14 protein-coding genes are annotated in these 16,587 nt (G+C 71.4%); 8 read left to right on the top strand and 6 right to left on the bottom strand.

What is annotated here, in order from left to right; translation table 11 throughout:
- Position 1: 1 nt before the first annotated feature.
- Positions 2 to 1,027 carry a carbohydrate kinase family protein gene (locus tag ACIF83_RS09375; RefSeq protein ID WP_399724929.1) on the bottom strand — a complete coding sequence of 342 codons (1,026 nt, stop codon included), beginning with the start codon at positions 1,025 to 1,027 and terminating at the stop codon, positions 2 to 4.
- A 141-nt stretch (positions 1,028 to 1,168) separates the two neighbouring features.
- Between ACIF83_RS09375 and ACIF83_RS09370 the strand changes: the two genes are divergently transcribed.
- From ACIF83_RS09370 to ACIF83_RS09355, 4 genes are read left to right on the top strand one after another with little or no spacing between them, the layout of a single operon-like run.
- Positions 1,169 to 1,933: a DeoR/GlpR family DNA-binding transcription regulator gene (locus ACIF83_RS09370; protein ID WP_393470033.1), complete on the top strand. Its 765-nt coding sequence runs from the start codon at positions 1,169 to 1,171 to the stop codon at positions 1,931 to 1,933.
- Positions 1,930 to 3,267, top strand: coding sequence for a 6-phospho-beta-glucosidase (locus tag ACIF83_RS09365; protein ID WP_393470035.1), 1,338 nt, complete (start codon positions 1,930 to 1,932; stop codon positions 3,265 to 3,267). The genes ACIF83_RS09370 and ACIF83_RS09365 overlap by 4 nt, the downstream gene beginning before the upstream one ends.
- Positions 3,268 to 3,299: 32 nt before the next feature.
- On the top strand, positions 3,300 to 6,353 hold the full coding sequence (locus ACIF83_RS09360; protein ID WP_399724926.1) for an alpha-mannosidase: 3,054 nt from the start codon (positions 3,300 to 3,302) through the stop codon (positions 6,351 to 6,353).
- A gap of 3 nt (positions 6,354 to 6,356) precedes the next feature.
- On the top strand, positions 6,357 to 7,607 hold the full coding sequence (locus tag ACIF83_RS09355) for an alpha-L-fucosidase (protein ID WP_399724923.1): 1,251 nt from the start codon (positions 6,357 to 6,359) through the stop codon (positions 7,605 to 7,607).
- Positions 7,608 to 7,902: 295 nt separating this feature from the next.
- Here the strand turns inward: ACIF83_RS09355 and ACIF83_RS09350 are convergent, their stop codons facing one another.
- Positions 7,903 to 9,591 (bottom strand): carbohydrate binding domain-containing protein, encoded by a 1,689-nt coding sequence (locus ACIF83_RS09350; RefSeq protein ID WP_399724920.1) that lies wholly within the window; start codon positions 9,589 to 9,591, stop codon positions 7,903 to 7,905.
- Positions 9,592 to 9,746: 155 nt separating this feature from the next.
- The gene (locus ACIF83_RS09345; protein WP_393470046.1) at positions 9,747 to 10,880 is read right to left on the bottom strand and encodes an ATP-grasp domain-containing protein; all 1,134 of its coding nucleotides are present in this window, start codon (positions 10,878 to 10,880) and stop codon (positions 9,747 to 9,749) included.
- 271 nt (positions 10,881 to 11,151) lie between these two features.
- Here ACIF83_RS09345 and ACIF83_RS09340 point away from each other — a divergent pair, with 271 nt between their 5' ends.
- Positions 11,152 to 12,057 carry a metallophosphoesterase family protein gene (locus tag ACIF83_RS09340; protein WP_393470049.1) on the top strand — a complete coding sequence of 302 codons (906 nt, stop codon included), beginning with the start codon at positions 11,152 to 11,154 and terminating at the stop codon, positions 12,055 to 12,057.
- Positions 12,005 to 12,691 carry a 4'-phosphopantetheinyl transferase gene (locus ACIF83_RS09335; protein WP_399724916.1) on the top strand — a complete coding sequence of 229 codons (687 nt, stop codon included), beginning with the start codon at positions 12,005 to 12,007 and terminating at the stop codon, positions 12,689 to 12,691. Before ACIF83_RS09340 ends, ACIF83_RS09335 begins: the two co-directional genes overlap by 53 nt.
- Positions 12,692 to 12,715: 24 nt before the next feature.
- Here ACIF83_RS09335 and ACIF83_RS09330 read toward each other — a convergent pair whose 3' ends face one another.
- From ACIF83_RS09330 to ACIF83_RS09320, 3 genes are all read right to left on the bottom strand, one after another.
- Entirely contained in the window at positions 12,716 to 12,943 is a 228-nt protein-coding gene (locus ACIF83_RS09330; protein WP_094220990.1) for a hypothetical protein, read from the bottom strand.
- A gap of 292 nt (positions 12,944 to 13,235) precedes the next feature.
- Positions 13,236 to 13,781, bottom strand: a complete 546-nt coding sequence (locus ACIF83_RS09325) for a toxin-antitoxin system, toxin component (protein WP_393471275.1) — start codon at positions 13,779 to 13,781, stop codon at positions 13,236 to 13,238.
- A 32-nt stretch (positions 13,782 to 13,813) separates the two neighbouring features.
- The gene (locus ACIF83_RS09320; RefSeq protein ID WP_393470055.1) at positions 13,814 to 14,476 is read right to left on the bottom strand and encodes a helix-turn-helix domain-containing protein; all 663 of its coding nucleotides are present in this window, start codon (positions 14,474 to 14,476) and stop codon (positions 13,814 to 13,816) included.
- A 237-nt stretch (positions 14,477 to 14,713) separates the two neighbouring features.
- On the opposite strand from ACIF83_RS09320, the gene ACIF83_RS09315 reads away from it, so the two are divergent.
- Both ACIF83_RS09315 and ACIF83_RS09310 read left to right on the top strand, forming a co-directional pair.
- Positions 14,714 to 15,385: a hypothetical protein gene (locus ACIF83_RS09315; RefSeq protein WP_399724911.1), complete on the top strand. Its 672-nt coding sequence runs from the start codon at positions 14,714 to 14,716 to the stop codon at positions 15,383 to 15,385.
- Positions 15,386 to 15,525: 140 nt separating this feature from the next.
- Positions 15,526 to 16,524, top strand: coding sequence for a LacI family DNA-binding transcriptional regulator (locus ACIF83_RS09310; RefSeq protein ID WP_393470060.1), 999 nt, complete (start codon positions 15,526 to 15,528; stop codon positions 16,522 to 16,524).
- The last annotated feature ends 63 nt before the right edge of the window (positions 16,525 to 16,587 follow it).

The following is a 16,587-nucleotide window of genomic DNA, read 5'->3' as shown; positions in this document are numbered from 1 at the left end:
TTCAGTGCCGGTGCTGCCGTGCGGGGGGAGTGACCGGGGCGTACCTCACGGGCGGGCCCGGGTCCGCCGGAAGACGGTCGGCGAGGAAGCCGTACGTGCGCCTGAGTTCGGGGTCGGTCAGCGAGCGCCACCAGCGGTCGACGCCGTACCAGCCCGGTGCCGCCAGTGCCCCGCCGTGCCGCTGGACGGACAGGCCGGCGGCCAGGACGGCGAACCGCAGCCGTTCCGCCAGGGGCCAGCCCGAGAGCGTCGCGGCGACGAAGCTCGCCCCGAACACGTCACCGGCGCCCGTCGCGTCCAGGACATCGATGTCAAGGGCCGGGACGTCGGCGTACTCGCCGGTGGTCTGGTCGACGGCGAGCGCTCCGTCGCCGCCGCGCGTCACGACCGCCACCGGGACCAGTTCGGCGAGCGTGCCGAGCGCGGCGACGGCGGTGTCGGTACGGGTGTAGGCCATCGCCTCGGCCTCGTTGGGGAGGAAGGCGTGGCACAGGGAGAGCTGGTCGAGGAGGTCACGGGACCACTGCTGGGTGGGGTCCCAGCCGACGTCGGCGTAGATGTGGGTGCCGTTCGCGGCGGCCTTCGCGAGCCATGCGCGGGGTTCCGCCTCGAGGTGCACGAGGGCGGTGCGTGCCTCGGGCGGGTCGCCCATCAGCGCGTCCTGCGAGTACGGCGGCCCGCTGCCGTGGGTGACCAGGGCCCGGTCGGCACCGTGTGCGAGGGAGACGGTGACCGGGGTGGGCCAGCCGTCCGCCGTGCGGGAGAGGGAGAGGTCGACGTCCTCCTGGCCGGCGAGGATCTCCTGGCAGTGGGCGCCGTAGAAGTCGTCGCCGAAGACGGTGGCGAGCGAGGTGCCGAGCCCGAACCGGGAGGCGGCCACCGCGAGGTTGGCTATGCCGCCCGGGCCGCAGCCCATGCCCGAGGTCCAGATCTCCTCGCCCGGTGTCGGCGGGCTGCCCAGACCCGTGAGGACGAGGTCGTAGAAGAGCAGCCCGGTCAGCAGCACATCGGGCCGGTCGTCATCCACGGAGACGTCCTCTCGTCGGAACCGTTCGTCAGAACTGTTCAATTTCGGTGCACGGAATCGTGCGCCGCTGCGGGAGATTGGTCAATACCCGAGCAGAAGTGAGCATGGATTTGATTGAAGATGACGAGTAGTGTTCATGCCGTGCTGGCAGAACGACGACACCAACTCATCCTGCGGGCCCTGCGCTCCGGCGGCCCCGCGGCCGTGACCGACCTCTCCGAACAGCTGGGCGTCAGCCCCGCCACGATCAGGCGCGACCTGGTCAAACTCGAGGAGGACGGCCTGCTCACCCGCGTCCACGGCGGCGCGGTCGCGGAGGAGGGCGACCAGCCCTTCGCCGAGGTCGCCGAGGTGCGCGTGGCCGAGAAGGACGCCATAGCGGCGCGCGCGGCGGCGATGGTCGAGGACGGCCAGTCGGTGCTGCTCGACATCGGCACCACCGCCTACCGGCTCGCCCGCCAGCTGCACGGCCGCCGGCTCACCGTGATCACCAGCAACCTGGTGGTCTACGAGGAGCTGGCCGACGACGAGGGCATCGAACTGGTGCTGCTCGGCGGCATGGTCCGGCGCGAGTACCGCTCCCTGGTCGGCTTCCTCACCGAGGACAACCTGCGCCAACTGCACGCCGACTGGCTCTTCCTCGGCACCAGCGGAGTGCGCCCGGGCGGGCAGGTGATGGACACGACGGTCGTCGAGGTGCCGGTCAAGCGCGCCATGATCAAGGCCGGTGACCGGGTCGTGCTGCTCGCCGACGCGGCGAAGTTCCCGGGTACGGGGATGGCGAAGGTCTGCGGTCCCGAGGACCTGGACGTGGTGGTGACGAACGCGCCGGTCGACCCGGTGACCCGCTCCGCACTGGAGGAGGCGGGCGTCGAAGTGGTCCTGGCGGGAAGGGTGCAGACGTGAAGCTGACGATTCTGGGCGGCGGCGGATTCCGGGTGCCGCTCGTGTACGGGGCGCTGCTGGCGGACCGCGCGGAGGGGCGGGTCACCGAGGTCGTCCTGCACGATCTGGACGACAGCCGGCTGCACGCGGTCGCCCGGGTGCTGGAGGAGCAGGCGTCGGCCGTCGCCGACGCCCCCCGCGTGACCGCGACCACCGACCTCGACGAAGCCCTGCGCGGCGCCGACTTCGTCTTCTCCGCGATCCGCGTCGGCGGCCTGGAGGGCAGGGCGAACGACGAGCGGGTGGCTCTCGCGGAGGGCGTTCTCGGCCAGGAGACGGTCGGCGCGGGCGGGATCGCCTACGGTCTGCGGACGGTCCCGGTCGCCGTCGACATCGCGCGGCGGGTGGCCCGCCTGGCGCCCGACGCCTGGGTCATCAACTTCACCAACCCGGCCGGACTGGTCACCGAGGCCATGTCCCGCCACCTCGGCGACCGGGTCATCGGCATCTGCGACTCGCCGGTCGGCCTCGGCCGCCGAATCGCGCGGGTCCTCGGCGCGAACCCGAACGAGGCGTGGATCGACTACGTCGGCCTCAACCACCTCGGCTGGGTGCGCGGTCTGCGCATCGCGGGCCGCGACGAACTCCCGCGCCTGCTCGCCGACCCCGGCCTGCTCGGCTCCTTCGAGGAGGGCAAGCTGTTCGGTGCCGACTGGCTGCGGTCCCTCGGCGCGATCCCCAACGAGTACCTGCACTACTACTACTTCAACCGCGAGGCCGTACGCGCCTACCAGCAGGCCGAGAAGACCCGCGGTGCCTTCCTGCGCGACCAGCAGGCGCGGTTCTACGAGGAGGCCCGGCGTGCGGAGGTCTCCGCCCTCGGCGCCTGGGACCGCACCCGCGCCGAACGCGAGGCGACCTACATGGCCGAGGCCCGGGAGACGGCCGGTGCCGGCGAGCGCGACGCCGACGACCTCTCCGGCGGCTACGAGAAGGTGGCCCTCGCCCTGATGCGGGCCATCGCCCGGGACGAGCGCACCACCCTGATCCTCAACGTCCGCAACCAGGGCACCCTGTCGGTCCTCGACCCGGACGCCGTCATCGAGGTGCCGTGTCTGGTCGACGCCAACGGGGCCCATCCGGTCGCCGTCGATCCACTGCCCGGTCACGCCACCGGTCTGGTGTGCGCGGTCAAGGCGGTCGAGCGTGAGGTGCTCGCCGCCGCCGAGTCCGGTTCGCGTGCCACGGCCGTGAAGGCCTTCGCGCTGCACCCGCTGGTCGACTCCGTGAACGTGGCCCGCAGGCTGGTCGAGGGCTACACCCAGGTCCATCCGGGCCTGGCGTATCTTGAGTAAGCGCTTTCCCTCCCCGTTCCCTGGAGACTTCCATGCACGATGAACGCCGCCGGATCGAGGAGCGCGTAGAGCGACTCCACCACCAGCGCATCAAGCCCGCGATCTACGCGGCCGCCGTTCCCTTCGACGTGGAGTCCTGGCAGGCCCCGGGAGAGCCGGTCCCCTTCGAGGAGGCCGCGGCCGCGCCGTACGAGCCCTTCGCGATGAACACCCCGTGGGGACCGCCCTGGGGCACGACCTGGTTCCGGATGCGCGGCCACGTGCCCGCCGAGTTCGCGGGCCGACGCGTCGAGGCCGTCATCGACCTCGGCTTCGTGGGCGACTGGCCCGGCAACCAGGCCGAGGCGCTGGTGCACCTGGCCAACGGGACGCCGCTGAAGGCCGTCAACCCGCTCAACCAGTACGTGCCGATCGCCAACCCGGCGGCGGGCGGTGAGACGGTCGACTACCTGGTCGAGGCGGCCTCGAACCCGGACATCCTTGCCAACGACTTCGCGGGTCCGACCCCGCTCGGCGATGTACTGACGGCAGGCGACCGTCCCCTGTACACCTTCCGCCGCGCCGACATCGCCGTCCTCGACGAGCAGGTCTGGCACCTCGACCTCGACATCCAGGTACTGCGCGAGCTGATGCTGCAGCTGGGCGAGCACGACCCGCGCCGGCACGAGATCATGCACGCCCTCGACCGGGCCATGGACCTCCTCGACCTGGACGACGTCTCCGGCTCGGCGGCCGACGTGCGCGAGGCGCTGAAGCCGGCCCTGTCCAAGCCCGCGAACGCCAGCGCGCACCTCATCTCCGGAGTCGGCCACGCCCACATCGACTCGGCCTGGCTGTGGCCGATCCGCGAGACCAAGCGCAAGACGTCCCGCACCTTCTCCAACGTGACCTCCCTGGCCGACGAGTACGAGGAGTTCGTCTTCGCCTGCTCGCAGGCCCAGCAGTACGAGTGGGTGCGCGACAACTACCCGCACGTGTGGGCCCGCATCCAGGAGTCCGTCAAGAAGGGCCAGTGGGCGCCGGTCGGCGGCATGTGGGTGGAGGCCGACGGCAACCTGCCCGGCGGCGAGGCCCTCGCCCGCCAGCTCGTCCACGGCAAGCGCTTCTTCATCGAGCACTTCGGCGTCGAGACCAAGGGCGTGTGGCTGCCCGACTCCTTCGGCTACACCGCCGCCTACCCGCAGCTGGCCAGGCTCGCGGGCAACGACTGGTTCCTGACCCAGAAGATCTCCTGGAACCAGACCAACAAGTTCCCCCACCACACCTTCTGGTGGGAGGGCATCGACGGCACCCGCATCTTCACCCACTTCCCGCCGGTCGACACCTACAACGCCCGCTTCAGCGGCGAGGAGATGGCCCGCGCGGTCCGCAACTACAGCGAGAAGGGCGGCGCCACACGCTCCCTGGCCCCCTTCGGCTGGGGCGACGGCGGTGGCGGCCCCACCCGCGAGATCATGGAGCGGGCCCGGCGGCTGAAGGATCTGGAGGGCTCCGCGAAGGTCGAGATCGAACACCCCGACACGTTCTTCGCGAAGGCCCGCGCCGAGTACCCGGACGCCCCCGTCTGGGTCGGCGAGCTGTACCTGGAGCTGCACCGCGCCACCTACACCTCCCAGGCCCGCACCAAGCAGGGCAACCGGCGCAGCGAACACCGGCTGCGCGAGGCCGAGTTGTGGGCGACGACGGCCGCGCTGCACGCGCCGGGCTACACCTACCCGTACGAGCGGCTCGACCGCCTCTGGAAGACGGTCCTGCTGCACCAGTTCCACGACATCCTGCCCGGCTCGTCCATCGCCTGGGTGCACCGCGAGGCCGAGGCCGAGTACGCCCGCGTGGCAGGGGAGCTGGAGGAGCTGACCGCCGAGGCGGTGGCCGCGCTCGGCACCGGCGGGACGCGTGTGTTCAACACCAGCCCGTACGACCGTGCCGAGGTGGTCCGCACGTCCGGGGGCGCGCCGGCGTACGTGCGCGTGCCCGCGAACGGCAGCGCACCCGTCGCGGACGCGGAACCCCCGCAGCCGGTCACGGTCAGCGGTGGCGTCCTCGACAACGGTCTGGTCCGGGTGGAGGTGGCAGCAGACGGAACGCTGTCGTCCGTGTACGACCTGCGGGCGGACCGCGAGGTCCTCGCCGAGCCGGGCAACCTCCTCCGCCTCCACACCGACCTCCCCAACTACTGGGACGCCTGGGACATCGACAAGCACTACAAGAACCGGTACACGGACCTCCTGGACGCCGACTCCGTCACCGTCGCCGAGGACGGGCCGCTCGTCGGCGCGATCCGCGTCGCGCGCTCCTTCGGCAAGGGCTCGAAGATCACCCAGACCCTCATCGTGCGCGCGGGCAGCCCCCGGATCGACATCGAGACGGACATCGACTGGCACGAGACCGAGAAGATCCTCAAGGCCGCCTTCCCGGTGGACGTCCGCGCCCCGCACTCCTCGGCCGAGATCCAGTTCGGCCACGTCCAGCGCCCCACCCACACCAACACCAGCTGGGAGGCGGCCCGTTTCGAGGTCTCCGGCCACCGCTGGGTGCACGTCGCCGAGCCCGGCTACGGCGTCGCGGTCCTCAACGACTCGACCTACGGCCACGACGTCTCCCGCACGGTCCGCGAGGACGGGGGTACGACCACCACGGTCCGCCTGAGCCTGGTGCGCGCCCCGCGCGTCCCGGACCCGGGCTCCGACCAGGGCCGGCACCGCTTCACCTACTCCCTGCTGCCCGGCGCGGACATCGCGGACGCGGTCGCCGAGGGCTACGCGCTCAATCTCCCGCTGCGGGTGACGGACGCGGCGGGCGCGCCGGAGCCGGTCGTCTCGGTGGCCGGCGAGGGCGTGACGGTCGAGGCGGTCAAGCTCGCCGACGACCGCTCCGGTGACGTCGTCGTACGCCTCTACGAGTCCCGGGGCGGGCGGGCGAGCGGTGTGCTGCGCACCGGATTCCCGCTCGCCGGTGCCCAGGTCACCGACCTGCTGGAACGGCCCCTAAAGGACGCCGTCGTGCGGGACGACGGCGGGATCTCCGTCGCCCTGCGGCCCTTCCAGATCCTGACCCTGCGGCTGCGGCGCGCCGAGGTGGGTTGACCCATGGCCGTACAACCCTGGTTCACCGACGCCAAATTGGGGATCTTCGTCCACTGGGGCATCTACGCCGTCGACGGCGTCCAGGAGTCCTGGTCGTTCTACGACGACATCGTGCCGTACGACCGTTACATGTCCCAGCTCGACCGGTTCACCGCCGCGCGCTACGAACCACGCGACTGGGCGGCCCTGTTCGCCCGCGCGGGTGCCCGGTACGCCGTGCTGACCAGCCGGCACCACGACGGCGTCGCCCTGTGGGACACCGCGCACGGCGACCTCGGCCTGGGCCGCGACCTCATCGGACCGTACGCCGAGGCCCTGCGCGAACAGGGCCTGAAGGTGGGCCTCTACTACTCCCACTCCGACTGGAGCCACCCCGACTACGCCTCCACACGCAGGCCGGGCCGGCCGCCGGAGCAGGAGGACAACCGCTACTCCGAGGTCGCGGCCGAGTTCGAGGACCTGGCGGCCTGGGAGCGGTTCATCGCCTACCGGGACGGCCAGATCACGGAGTTGGCCTCCCGCTACCGGCCCGACCTGATGTGGTTCGACGGCGAGTGGGAACGCAGCGAGGAGCAGTGGCGCATCCCCGAACTCGCCGCGCTGATCCGTTCGTACACGCCGGACGTCGTCTTCAACGCCCGCATGCTCGGCCAGGGCGACTACGCCACGCCCGAGCAGGGTGCCCCGGTGGTCCCGCCGGACGGGCCCTGGGAGCTGTGCCTGACGGTCAACGACTCCTGGGGCTTGCAGCACCACGACCACAACCACAAGTCGGTCGACCAGCTGATCCGGTACTTCACGGAGACCATCGGCGGCGGGGGCAACCTGCTGCTCGACGTCGGCCCGCGGGAGGACGGGACGATCCCGGCCGAGCAGGCCGAACGCTTGGAGGGGCTCGGCGACTGGATCCGCAGACACGCGGAGGCGGTGTACGGGACCGTGCGGGGGCTGCCCGCCGGGCACCACTACGGCCCGAGCACCCTGTCCAAGGACCGCCGCACCCTGTATCTGGTGCTGTTCGACGCCCCGCGCGCCGAGATCAACGTACGCGGGCTGCTCGGCGAGGTGCGCCGGGTCAGCGTGCTCGGCAGCGGCAGGGAGCTGGCCCACCGGGTCACCGGGGGTCTGCACGAGACGCCGGGGGTGCTGTGGATCGAGCCGCCCGCGCCGGCCGACCTCGACCCGCATGCCACGGTGCTCGCGGTGGAACTGGCCGGTGAGCTGGAGCTCTACCGGGGAGCGGGCCGCTCCTGACGGCGGCGCAGCCGCTTTCGCCCCGGGACATGTGCATCGGGTCGGCCGGTCGCTCCCCGTGACCGCGACCGACCGACCCGATCCCCCGTTGGTGCTTCCCCCGTTCCCCCCGTTCCCCCCGTTCCCCCCGTTCCCCCCGTTTCCCCCGTTTCCCCGTTGGTGCTTCCCCCGTTGATCCCCCGTGCTTCCCGTTCCCGATATGGAGAGCGGCCAGGTCGCCGCCTGATACACCCTGGGCGGAAAAAAAATCCCCCGGCTCGGGAGCCGGGGGATTCCGGTCGTGCCGATGCCGTCCTCAGCCGGTGAACCCGGCCGTGATCGAGGTGAACTGCCAGGTGTTCTGGCTGATGCCGGAGCAGTTGCTCACCACGCCACCGCCGGGGCAGGGCCGGTCGCGGTTGACGGCCCAGTAGGCGAGCCGGGCGATGTGGTGCGAGTTCGCCCAGTCGCGGATCTGGGTCCAGATCGCCGGGGTGGTGTTCTCCTGCTGGTCGGACAGGCCGTTCATGCCGGAGATGCCGATGTGGGAGTAGGCGGTCGCGTCGTCCCAGCCGAAGGTGGACTTCAGCTTGTTCTTCAGCCCCTCGGCCGCGTTGACCGTGTTGCCGTACATGTCGGAGCCGCCGCCGAAGTCGAACGGCATGATCGTGAAGACGTCGATGCCGGCGCCGAGCGACTGCGCCTGCTCGATGAGCCGGTTGCCGTAGTAGGTCGGGCCGGTGGTCGAGGTGCCGAAGGTGACGATGGTCTTCAGGCCGGGGTTGTTGGCCTTGACCGTCTTCAGGGCGGTGAGGATCTTCGCCTGGACGGCCTCGTTCTCGAACTCGTCCGTGTTCTCGATGTCCATGTCGATCGCCTTGAGCGAGTAGGCGTCGATCACCTTCTGGATCGCCCCGGCCAGCGCGCTCGACGAGGAGCAGTTGGCGCCCAGCTTGCTGCCCTGCCAGCCGCCGAACGACGGGACGATGTCACCGCCCGCCGAGCGGATCTGGTTGACGGCGGTCTGGTCGACACCGCCGGTCAGCGCCCGGCTGCCGTCCCAGGCCGGGGTGCAGCCGCCCGAGTCCAGCACGAACGCCATCGTGAACCACTTGACGCCGGTCGCGCTCATCACCGTGCTCGGGTTCGGTGGATCGCCCCAGCCCTCGTACAGGTACGGTGCCGCCTGCTTGAAGCCGGTGCCGCCGCCGCTGCCCGCGTCCGTCGTGACCGAGACGGAGTTGGAGGCCGCGGAGGTGTTCCCGGCCGCGTCCCGCGCCTTGACCGTGAAGGTGTACGCCGTGCTCGGCGACAGCCCGCTGACCGTGGCGGACGTACCGGAGACGCTGAGCACCTGGTTGGAGCCGCTGTAGATGTCGTACGCCGTCACGCCCACGTTGTCCGAGGAGGCGTTCCACTGGAGCGACACGCTCGACGAGGTCTTGCCCGTCGAGGTGAGCCCGCTGGGCGCGGTCGGCGCCTGGGTGTCCCCGCCGCCTCCGCCGCCGCCCGGGCCGTCCAGGCTGATGTCGTCGGCGTAGTAGGTGCCCTGCGCGTACCAGCCGTGCACATAGATGGTCGCGCTGGTCTGCGAGGCACCGGTGGTGAAGGAGACGCTGAGCTGGCTGTACGCGGACGGGGACGTCGTCCAGGTGGAGGCGCCGCCGTTGACGCCGAGGTACACGTACGAGCCGCGGACCCAGCCGCTCAGGCTGTACGTCGTGTTCGGCTGCACGGAGACGGTCTGGCTGCACTGCGCGTTGTCGCTCGAAGTCACCGCGCCCTGCAGGGCCTTGGAGCCGCCGTGCACGGGGGAGGAGACGACCGAGCCGAGGTTGCCGGTGCAGCTCCAGGGGGAGAGGCTGCCCGACTCGAATCCGGGGTTGGTGAGGATGTTGGCGGCCTGAGCGGTGCCGGGGAGGGCGATGGCGCCGCCGAGCGCGAGGGCGGCGGTGCCGAGGAGGGCGAGAAGCCGACGTCTGGAACGTCTGAGTGTGTGGCGCACGCGATCTCCCTGTGGGGAATGGGGTGTTCGGGAGTGTGCAGGGGAGTGCGGGGGAGTGCGGGGGAGTGCGGGGTGCGCCAACCAAGTTGGTATGGACCAATCAGGGTGTCAAGAGGGTGAACCCAGATTGGTCCAGACCGGTGTGCGTGTCGAGGTCATGCGGGGGCGGTGGCGGGTGCACCGGCCTCCGTGGTGACCTCGGGAGCGGGCGTCGGTACGGCCGGCAGCAGGACTTCCGCCTCCGCCACCCTCTGCTGCGGCAGCGACACCGGCCGCAGCGGACGCGGCCCGGACACCACCGTGTAGTCCTGCCCAAGGAACGGCGGCTCGACCACACCCGGGTCCTCGCCCAGCGCCAACTGAACAGCCGCCCAAGGTGCGTTCACCCCACAGAGCGACAGCTGGTGCAGCCCGCCCGCGGGCCTCGTGTTGACGTCCAGCAGCACCGGACGGTCGCCGAGCATGCGGAACTGGATGTTGGACAGGTAGTGCAGCCCGAAGCCCTCCGCGATCAGCCGGGCCGGCTCCAACCACTGCTCGTGCAGGGTGAAGCCCCGGCGGCGGCCGTTCTTGGTGCGGCCGACGGCCAGCCGGACATGGTTGTCCGGACCGGTCAGGCAGTCGACGGACACCTCCGGCTGCTCCAGGCGCGGCATCACCAGCCAGTCCACGGTCTCCTCGGCCCGCTCCAGGGCCTCGACGACCAGGTCCAGCTGGACGTACGGGCCCGGGAAGCCGTCGAGGTGCATGAGGGAGAAGGGGGCGCGCGTGATCACACGGAAGCCGACCCCGCCCGCGCCGGCGGCCGGCTTGAAGCACGCCCTGTGCCCGGCCGCCTCCAACTCCTCCACTGCCGCGACAAGTTCGTCCGCCGTACGCACCCGCCACCACGGCGGCACCGGCACGCCGACCGAGCGGACCGCCTCGTACGCGGTCGCCTTGTCCTCGAACACGGCCACCGCCTCGGGGGTCGGCGCCAGCAGCGCCGTACCCACCGCCGCGAAATCGGCGCGGTGCGCCACGATCGCCGCCTGGTGCAGCCGGGGCACGAACACGTCGATCCCGCGCCGCGCGCACTGGTCGAGGGCGTACTCGACGTACGCGGCCGGGGACAGGCCCTCCGGCTCCAGGTCGGCGGTGTCGGCGGCGGCCAGCACGGGGGAGTCGGCGTCCCCGTGCGTGGCGTGGATCTCGACCGCCCGGTCGCTGGGATTTCTCCGCAGCTGATCCATGAAGAACACGTTCTCCGCGTACGTGCGGTTGAGCCAGACGCGTACGCGAGAGAGCATGCAGGCCGCCTTTCAGGGTTTTCGGGCAGGGCTCAGCGGCCCGTGCCCGGGCAGGAGGGAGGAAGGGTCACCAAACGGCCCTGTGCGAAGGGGGATTAGGGGCGTTGGCGTTGGGGCGATCATACGGCTTTCAAGAGCCCCCGCGTGCAACGCTGATGTTACGGATTTCCAGCGCCTGTCCAGCGGGACCCGACCGGCGCGGGATCCCCTTGTCCCCGGCCGGTGAAATGTGTTGTCGTGGTGCGGACAGGATGATCGGAAGGGGTGCGGGGTGGAGTCGACGGCCGGGGCCGGACAGCTGCTGGCCATCAGTGACCTGCACATCTCCTATCCGGAGAACCGCGCGCTCGTGGAGCGTATGCAGCCCGGGACGGACGACGACTGGCTGATCGTGGCCGGGGACATCGCGGAGACCGTCGAGGACATCCGCTGGACCCTCGCCACCCTCGCGGGCCGCTTCCGCAAGGTCCTGTGGGCGCCCGGCAACCACGACCTGTGGACGCATCCGAGGGACACCGTCACCCTGCGCGGCGTCGCTCGTTACGAGCACCTCGTCGCCCTGTGCCGGGAACTGGGCGTGACCACGCCCGAGGATCCGTACCCGGTCTGGCACGGCCCGGGCGGCCCGGTCGTCGTCGCCCCGCTGTTCCTGCTGTACGACTACTCCTTCCTGCCGGCCGGCTGCGCCACGAAGGAGGAGGGGCTGGCCTACGCGGAGAGCACCGGCATCGTCTGCAACGACGAGTACCTGCTCCACCCCGACCCCTACCCGACCCGCGAGGACTGGTGCCGGGCCCGCGTCGCCGAGACCGAGCGCAGACTCGCCGAGCTGCCCGCGGACCTGCCCACCGTCGTCGCCGGCCACTACCCGCTCGACCGGCACCCGATGGACGTGCTCTGGCACCCGGAGTTCGCCATGTGGTGCGGCACCGCCCTCACCGCCGACTGGCACCGCCGGTTCCGGGTCGAGACCATGGTCTACGGACACCTGCACATCCCGCGGACCACCTGGCACGAGGGTGTCCGCTTCGAAGAGGTGTCCGTGGGATACCCCCGTGAATGGCGCAAGCGCTCGGTACCCCCGGGGCAGCCGCGCCGCATCCTGCCGATGGAGGTCGAACCCGGTGATCGAGGAGCTGCTCCCGGAGTCGGTGGTGGCCGTGGAAGCGTTCGGTGACCACGAGGACCAGGAGAGCTCGCTGTACCCGGAGGAGCGGCAGCTCGTGGCGCGGGCGGTGACCAAGCGCCGCCGGGAGTTCGCGGCCGTACGGGTCTGCGCCCGGCGCGCCATGGAGAAGCTCGGCGTGCCGCCGCAGCCCGTGCTGTCCGGCGAGCGCGGTGCACCCCGCTGGCCGGCCGGGCTGGTCGGCAGCATGACCCACTGCGACGGGTACCGCGCCGCCGCACTGGTCCGCGCCGCGGATCTGGCCTCCCTCGGGATCGACGCCGAGGTCCACGGACCACTGCCGGAGGGTGTGTTCGAGAGCATCGCGCTGCCCGCCGAGCAGGACCGGCACCGTCATCTGTGCACCACCCGGCCCGGGGTCCACTGGGGCCGGGTGCTGTTCAGCGCCAAGGAGTCCGTCTACAAGGCGTGGTTTCCCCTTGCCCGCGCCTGGCTGGACTTCTCCGAGGCCGACATCGAGCTGGTAGCCGAACCCGAACCCGGCCCCGGCCTGCGCGGCCGCTTCCATGCCCGGCTCCTCGTCCCGGGGCCGGAGGTGGACGGCGTACGCCTGACCGGGTTCGACGGCCGCTGGCTGGTGTCGGACGGTCTCGTACTGACGACGGTCGCCGTCCCGCACCACTGAACGGGACGGGCGCGCGTCGCCGGCTCACTCCTGTGGGCACCAGTGGCGCAGCAACCTGAAGAACTCCTCCTCGTTGCCCGCGAGCCCCGCCCGGGCCAGGGCCCCGTCCGCCTCGGCGAGCACGGCGGGCGGCACCATGACGGGCCGGCCGCCGTCCACGGGGCCGTCGAAGGCTGCGCGCACGGTGTGCAGCAGCCTCAGATAGGCCTGTACGGCGGTGCGCTCACGGTCGGTCAGTACGGCGGTGGGCATCGGTCGGCTCTCCCCGGTTCGGCGTCACGGTCGCGCGCCCTGCGGCGCCGTGCACCGCAGTCGCACGGCGCACACCTCCAGCTTGCCGTCCACCACTGACAACGCTGTTCGGCTCTGCTTCGGTTCGCCCGCTTAGCCGAGGCGAAACGCCACCGAAACCCCTGGATGCAGGGGTGGCCGGCATGCCGCGACGGCGCCCGGTGCGGGCCGTACGGCTGCGCACCGGTGCCGGAAACGCGCGAGGCGAGCGCACGCGGTGCGACGTGAGGTTCGCGGCGGGGTGCGGGGCGGGTCAGCCCTGCGGTCCCGGATACCCGAGTGACGTCTCGATGCGGCCGGCCACGTCGTCCCGGCGGCCCGGGCCGCGCAGGGCCGAACCGGACAGCCAGGTGCGGCACTTGCTGGCGAGGAGGAGGCCGAAGGTCTCGGCCTCGCGCTCCTCGGTCTGGTCGAAGCGGGTGCGGGCGGCGACGCGATGGATCGTGGCCTGCAGGGCGGCCTGGTCGGTGTCGTCGCTCAGCAGACGCGTCGCGACGCCGTTTCCGGCATGGTCGAGGTGGTGGCCGCAGTGGTCGGCCTGCATGTGCCACAGCTCGTGACCGAGGATGACCAACTGGTGGGCGGGCGCGGTGCGTTGCTCCACGACGACCAGGTCGCGGTCGGCCATGTCCAGCCACAGCCCGCTGGCCGTACCGGGCGGGAAGGCGGCCGTACGGAAGTGGACGGGGCGGCCGCGGCGGCGGCTCATCGTGTCGCACAGCGCGCGGTACAGCTCGTGCGGCGGGGCCGGCGCGGGCAGGGTGAGTTCCCCGACCAGCTCGGCGCACAACCGGCGCATGTCCCTGCCGATGCCCACAGTCCTCCCCTGGTTCACGACTCGGGCCGCTTGACGCTCTCCAGCAGCATGTCGAGCCACTCCGCGACCTTGTCCCGGTGCTGGTCGGTGGGCAGTTGCGCGGCCCGCCAGGCGATCCCGCGCACCCCGTGGTCCTGCAGCAGCCGCTCCAGCGGATCGTCCGCCGCCGCGGCCGCGGCGGCGGCCCGCTCCCGGTCGGCGAGCTTCTGCAGCAGCTCCTGCTCGGTGCGCTGCAGCGCGCCCGCGAGGGCCTCGGGGTCCTCCGCGGTGAGGAAGCCTGCGTGCACCCGGAAGAACCGCTGCAAGGCGTCGCAGTGCTCCATCGTGGGCCGCCGGTCGCCGTTGATGAGAGCGCCGGCCTGCTGCCGGGACATGCCCGCGCCGTCGGCGATCTCCTGCTGGGTGTGCTTGCGCCCGTTGGGCTTCAGCCGGGTGCGGCGCAGCAGGTCCAGGCGTTGCAGAAAGCGGGCCTGGACGTCCGGCTCGCCCGCCGGGCGGCCGCTGAGCAGGGCCTTGACCACCGGTTCCGGGACACCGCAGGCGACGGAGAGCCGCCCGACGTCGAAGACCTCGGCGTGCGGCACGCCGAGCCGGTCGGCGAGTGCGGTGACGCGGGCGACGACGGCCGGCAGCTGAGTGGTCTCCGTGGCGCCCGGATCCTCGTAGCCATCCGTCACCGACAGAACTCCTACGTCTCTCGAGGGCTTGAGGTGCGTCGCTTCTCACAAGCGGTTGTCGTGAACTTCCCGGAGAGTAGCGGGTGCTTCGAACTCGCAGCCAGGTCTCGCCACAACTGTGGCGAATTTCGGCCGTCAACCGGCATGGAATGCCACGATAGTTGACATGGTTCTCGTCGGGGCAGCAGGATCGCTTCGCCGCGTGAAGGCCGCAGAGGCAAGAGGGGTGACCTCCCGATGGCACATCAGGCAGGAGGGCAGTGGCCGGCGCCGCGGCCCGTCCCCGAGGGCTGCGAGGTCCAGGCGTACCTACAGGACTACGCCACGCTTCTGGAGGCTGTTCCGCTCCCGTCCCTGGTCGTCGACCACCGCTGGAACGTGGTGCTGGCCAACGGCGCGTTCGAGACACTTTTTCGGGGCGTGCGCCCTCATCCGACGGCCATGCCCGGGGAGAACTTCCTCCGGTTCGTCCTGTTCCACCCCGACGCCGCCGAGATCCTCGACGATCACGAGGCGGGTTGGTGCCTGCCGATGCTGGCCCACTTCAAGACCGCCGTGGAGCGCTACGGCCACGATCACGAACTGCAGGCCGTCCGCCGGGACATCGCCCAGGACCCGATCATGGAGGCCGCCTACCGGCAGGGTCTGCCGCACTGGATCCGCGCCGTCGGCGAGGCCGGGACACAGCTCGACGGCGCCGTACGCCTCCTGGTCCACCCCGATCCGCGGCGGGGTCCGACCGAGTGCCGGATCGTCGAGGAGACGCCCCGGACACTCCAGGAGATCGGCTGTGCCCGCCTGACCATGGTCCTGCGTGACGCCCGCCGTCCGGCCGCGGCCTCGCGCCGGCCGCGCCGGGCGCGCGGAGCGGGCACCCATCTGACGGTCGTCCCGGACCCCGAGGACTGACCCGGCTCCGTCGGCGTTCAGGTCGCCGACGGGGCCGGGCCGGAACCCTTCTCCGTCCGACGACGCCCAGGTCCGAGCCTGTGACACCCCCTGTCCAGTTTACGCAAACGGCTTGCGTAACTTGCGCTACGCTTGCGCGCATGACGCGACGACTTGCGGAAGTAGCGAAGAAGGTCGGGGTCAGCGAGGCCACGGTCAGCCGGGTGCTCAACGGCAAGCCCGGAGTCTCCGAAGCCACCCGGCAGGCGGTGCTGACGGCCCTCGACGTCCTCGGCTACGAGCGGCCCACCCAGCTGCGCGGTGAACGCGCCCGCCTCGTCGGCCTGGTCCTGCCGGAGCTGCAGAACCCCATCTTCCCGGCGTTCGCCGAGGTCATCGGGGGTGCCCTCGCTCAGCTGGGACTCACCCCGGTGCTGTGCACGCAGACCAAGGGCGGGGTCTCGGAGGCGGACTACGTGGAGCTGCTCCTGCAGCAGCAGGTCTCCGGCGTCGTCTTCGCCGGCGGCCTGTACGCGCAGGCCGACGCCCCGCACGACCACTACCGGCTGCTCGCCGACCGCAACATCCCGGTCGTGCTGGTCAACGCGGCCATCGAGCACCTCGGCTTCCCGGGCGTGTCCTGCGACGACGCCGTCGCCGTCGAGCAGGCCTGGCGGCACCTCGCCTCCCTCGGGCACGAGCGGATCGGTCTCGTGCTCGGGCCCGGGGACCATGTGCCGTCCGCGCGGAAGCTGGCGGCGGCGCGGGCGGTCGCGGGCGAGCTGCCGGACGCCTTCGTCGCCCGGGCCATCTTCTCCATCGAGGGCGGTCACGCGGCGGCCTCCCGGCTGATCGACCAGGGCGTCACGGGCATCATCTGCGCCAGCGACCCGCTCGCGCTCGGCGCGATCAGGGCGGCCCGCCGCAAGGGGCTCGACGTCCCGTCCCAGGTCTCCGTGGTCGGTTACGACGACTCCGCGTTCATGAACTGCACCGAACCCCCGCTGACCACCGTCCGCCAGCCCATCGAGGCCATGGGCCGGGCGGCGGTCGAGCTGTTGAACGTACAGATCGGCGGGACGGCCGTACCGGCGGAGGAGCTGCTGTTCGAACCGGAACTGGTGGTCCGGGGGTCGACCGCGCAAGCGCCTCGTCCCTGAGATCCACTCGACTGTCGAATAATTACAGATTCTACGCGACATCTTGCGGGACGATGTCGTCGG

Source organism: Streptomyces sp. NPDC085866, from assembly GCF_044541035.1.
GTDB lineage: Bacteria > Actinomycetota > Actinomycetes > Streptomycetales > Streptomycetaceae > Streptomyces.
The sequence above is the reverse complement of the archived record's forward strand: the minus strand, read 5'-3'. Positions and strand labels throughout refer to the sequence as shown.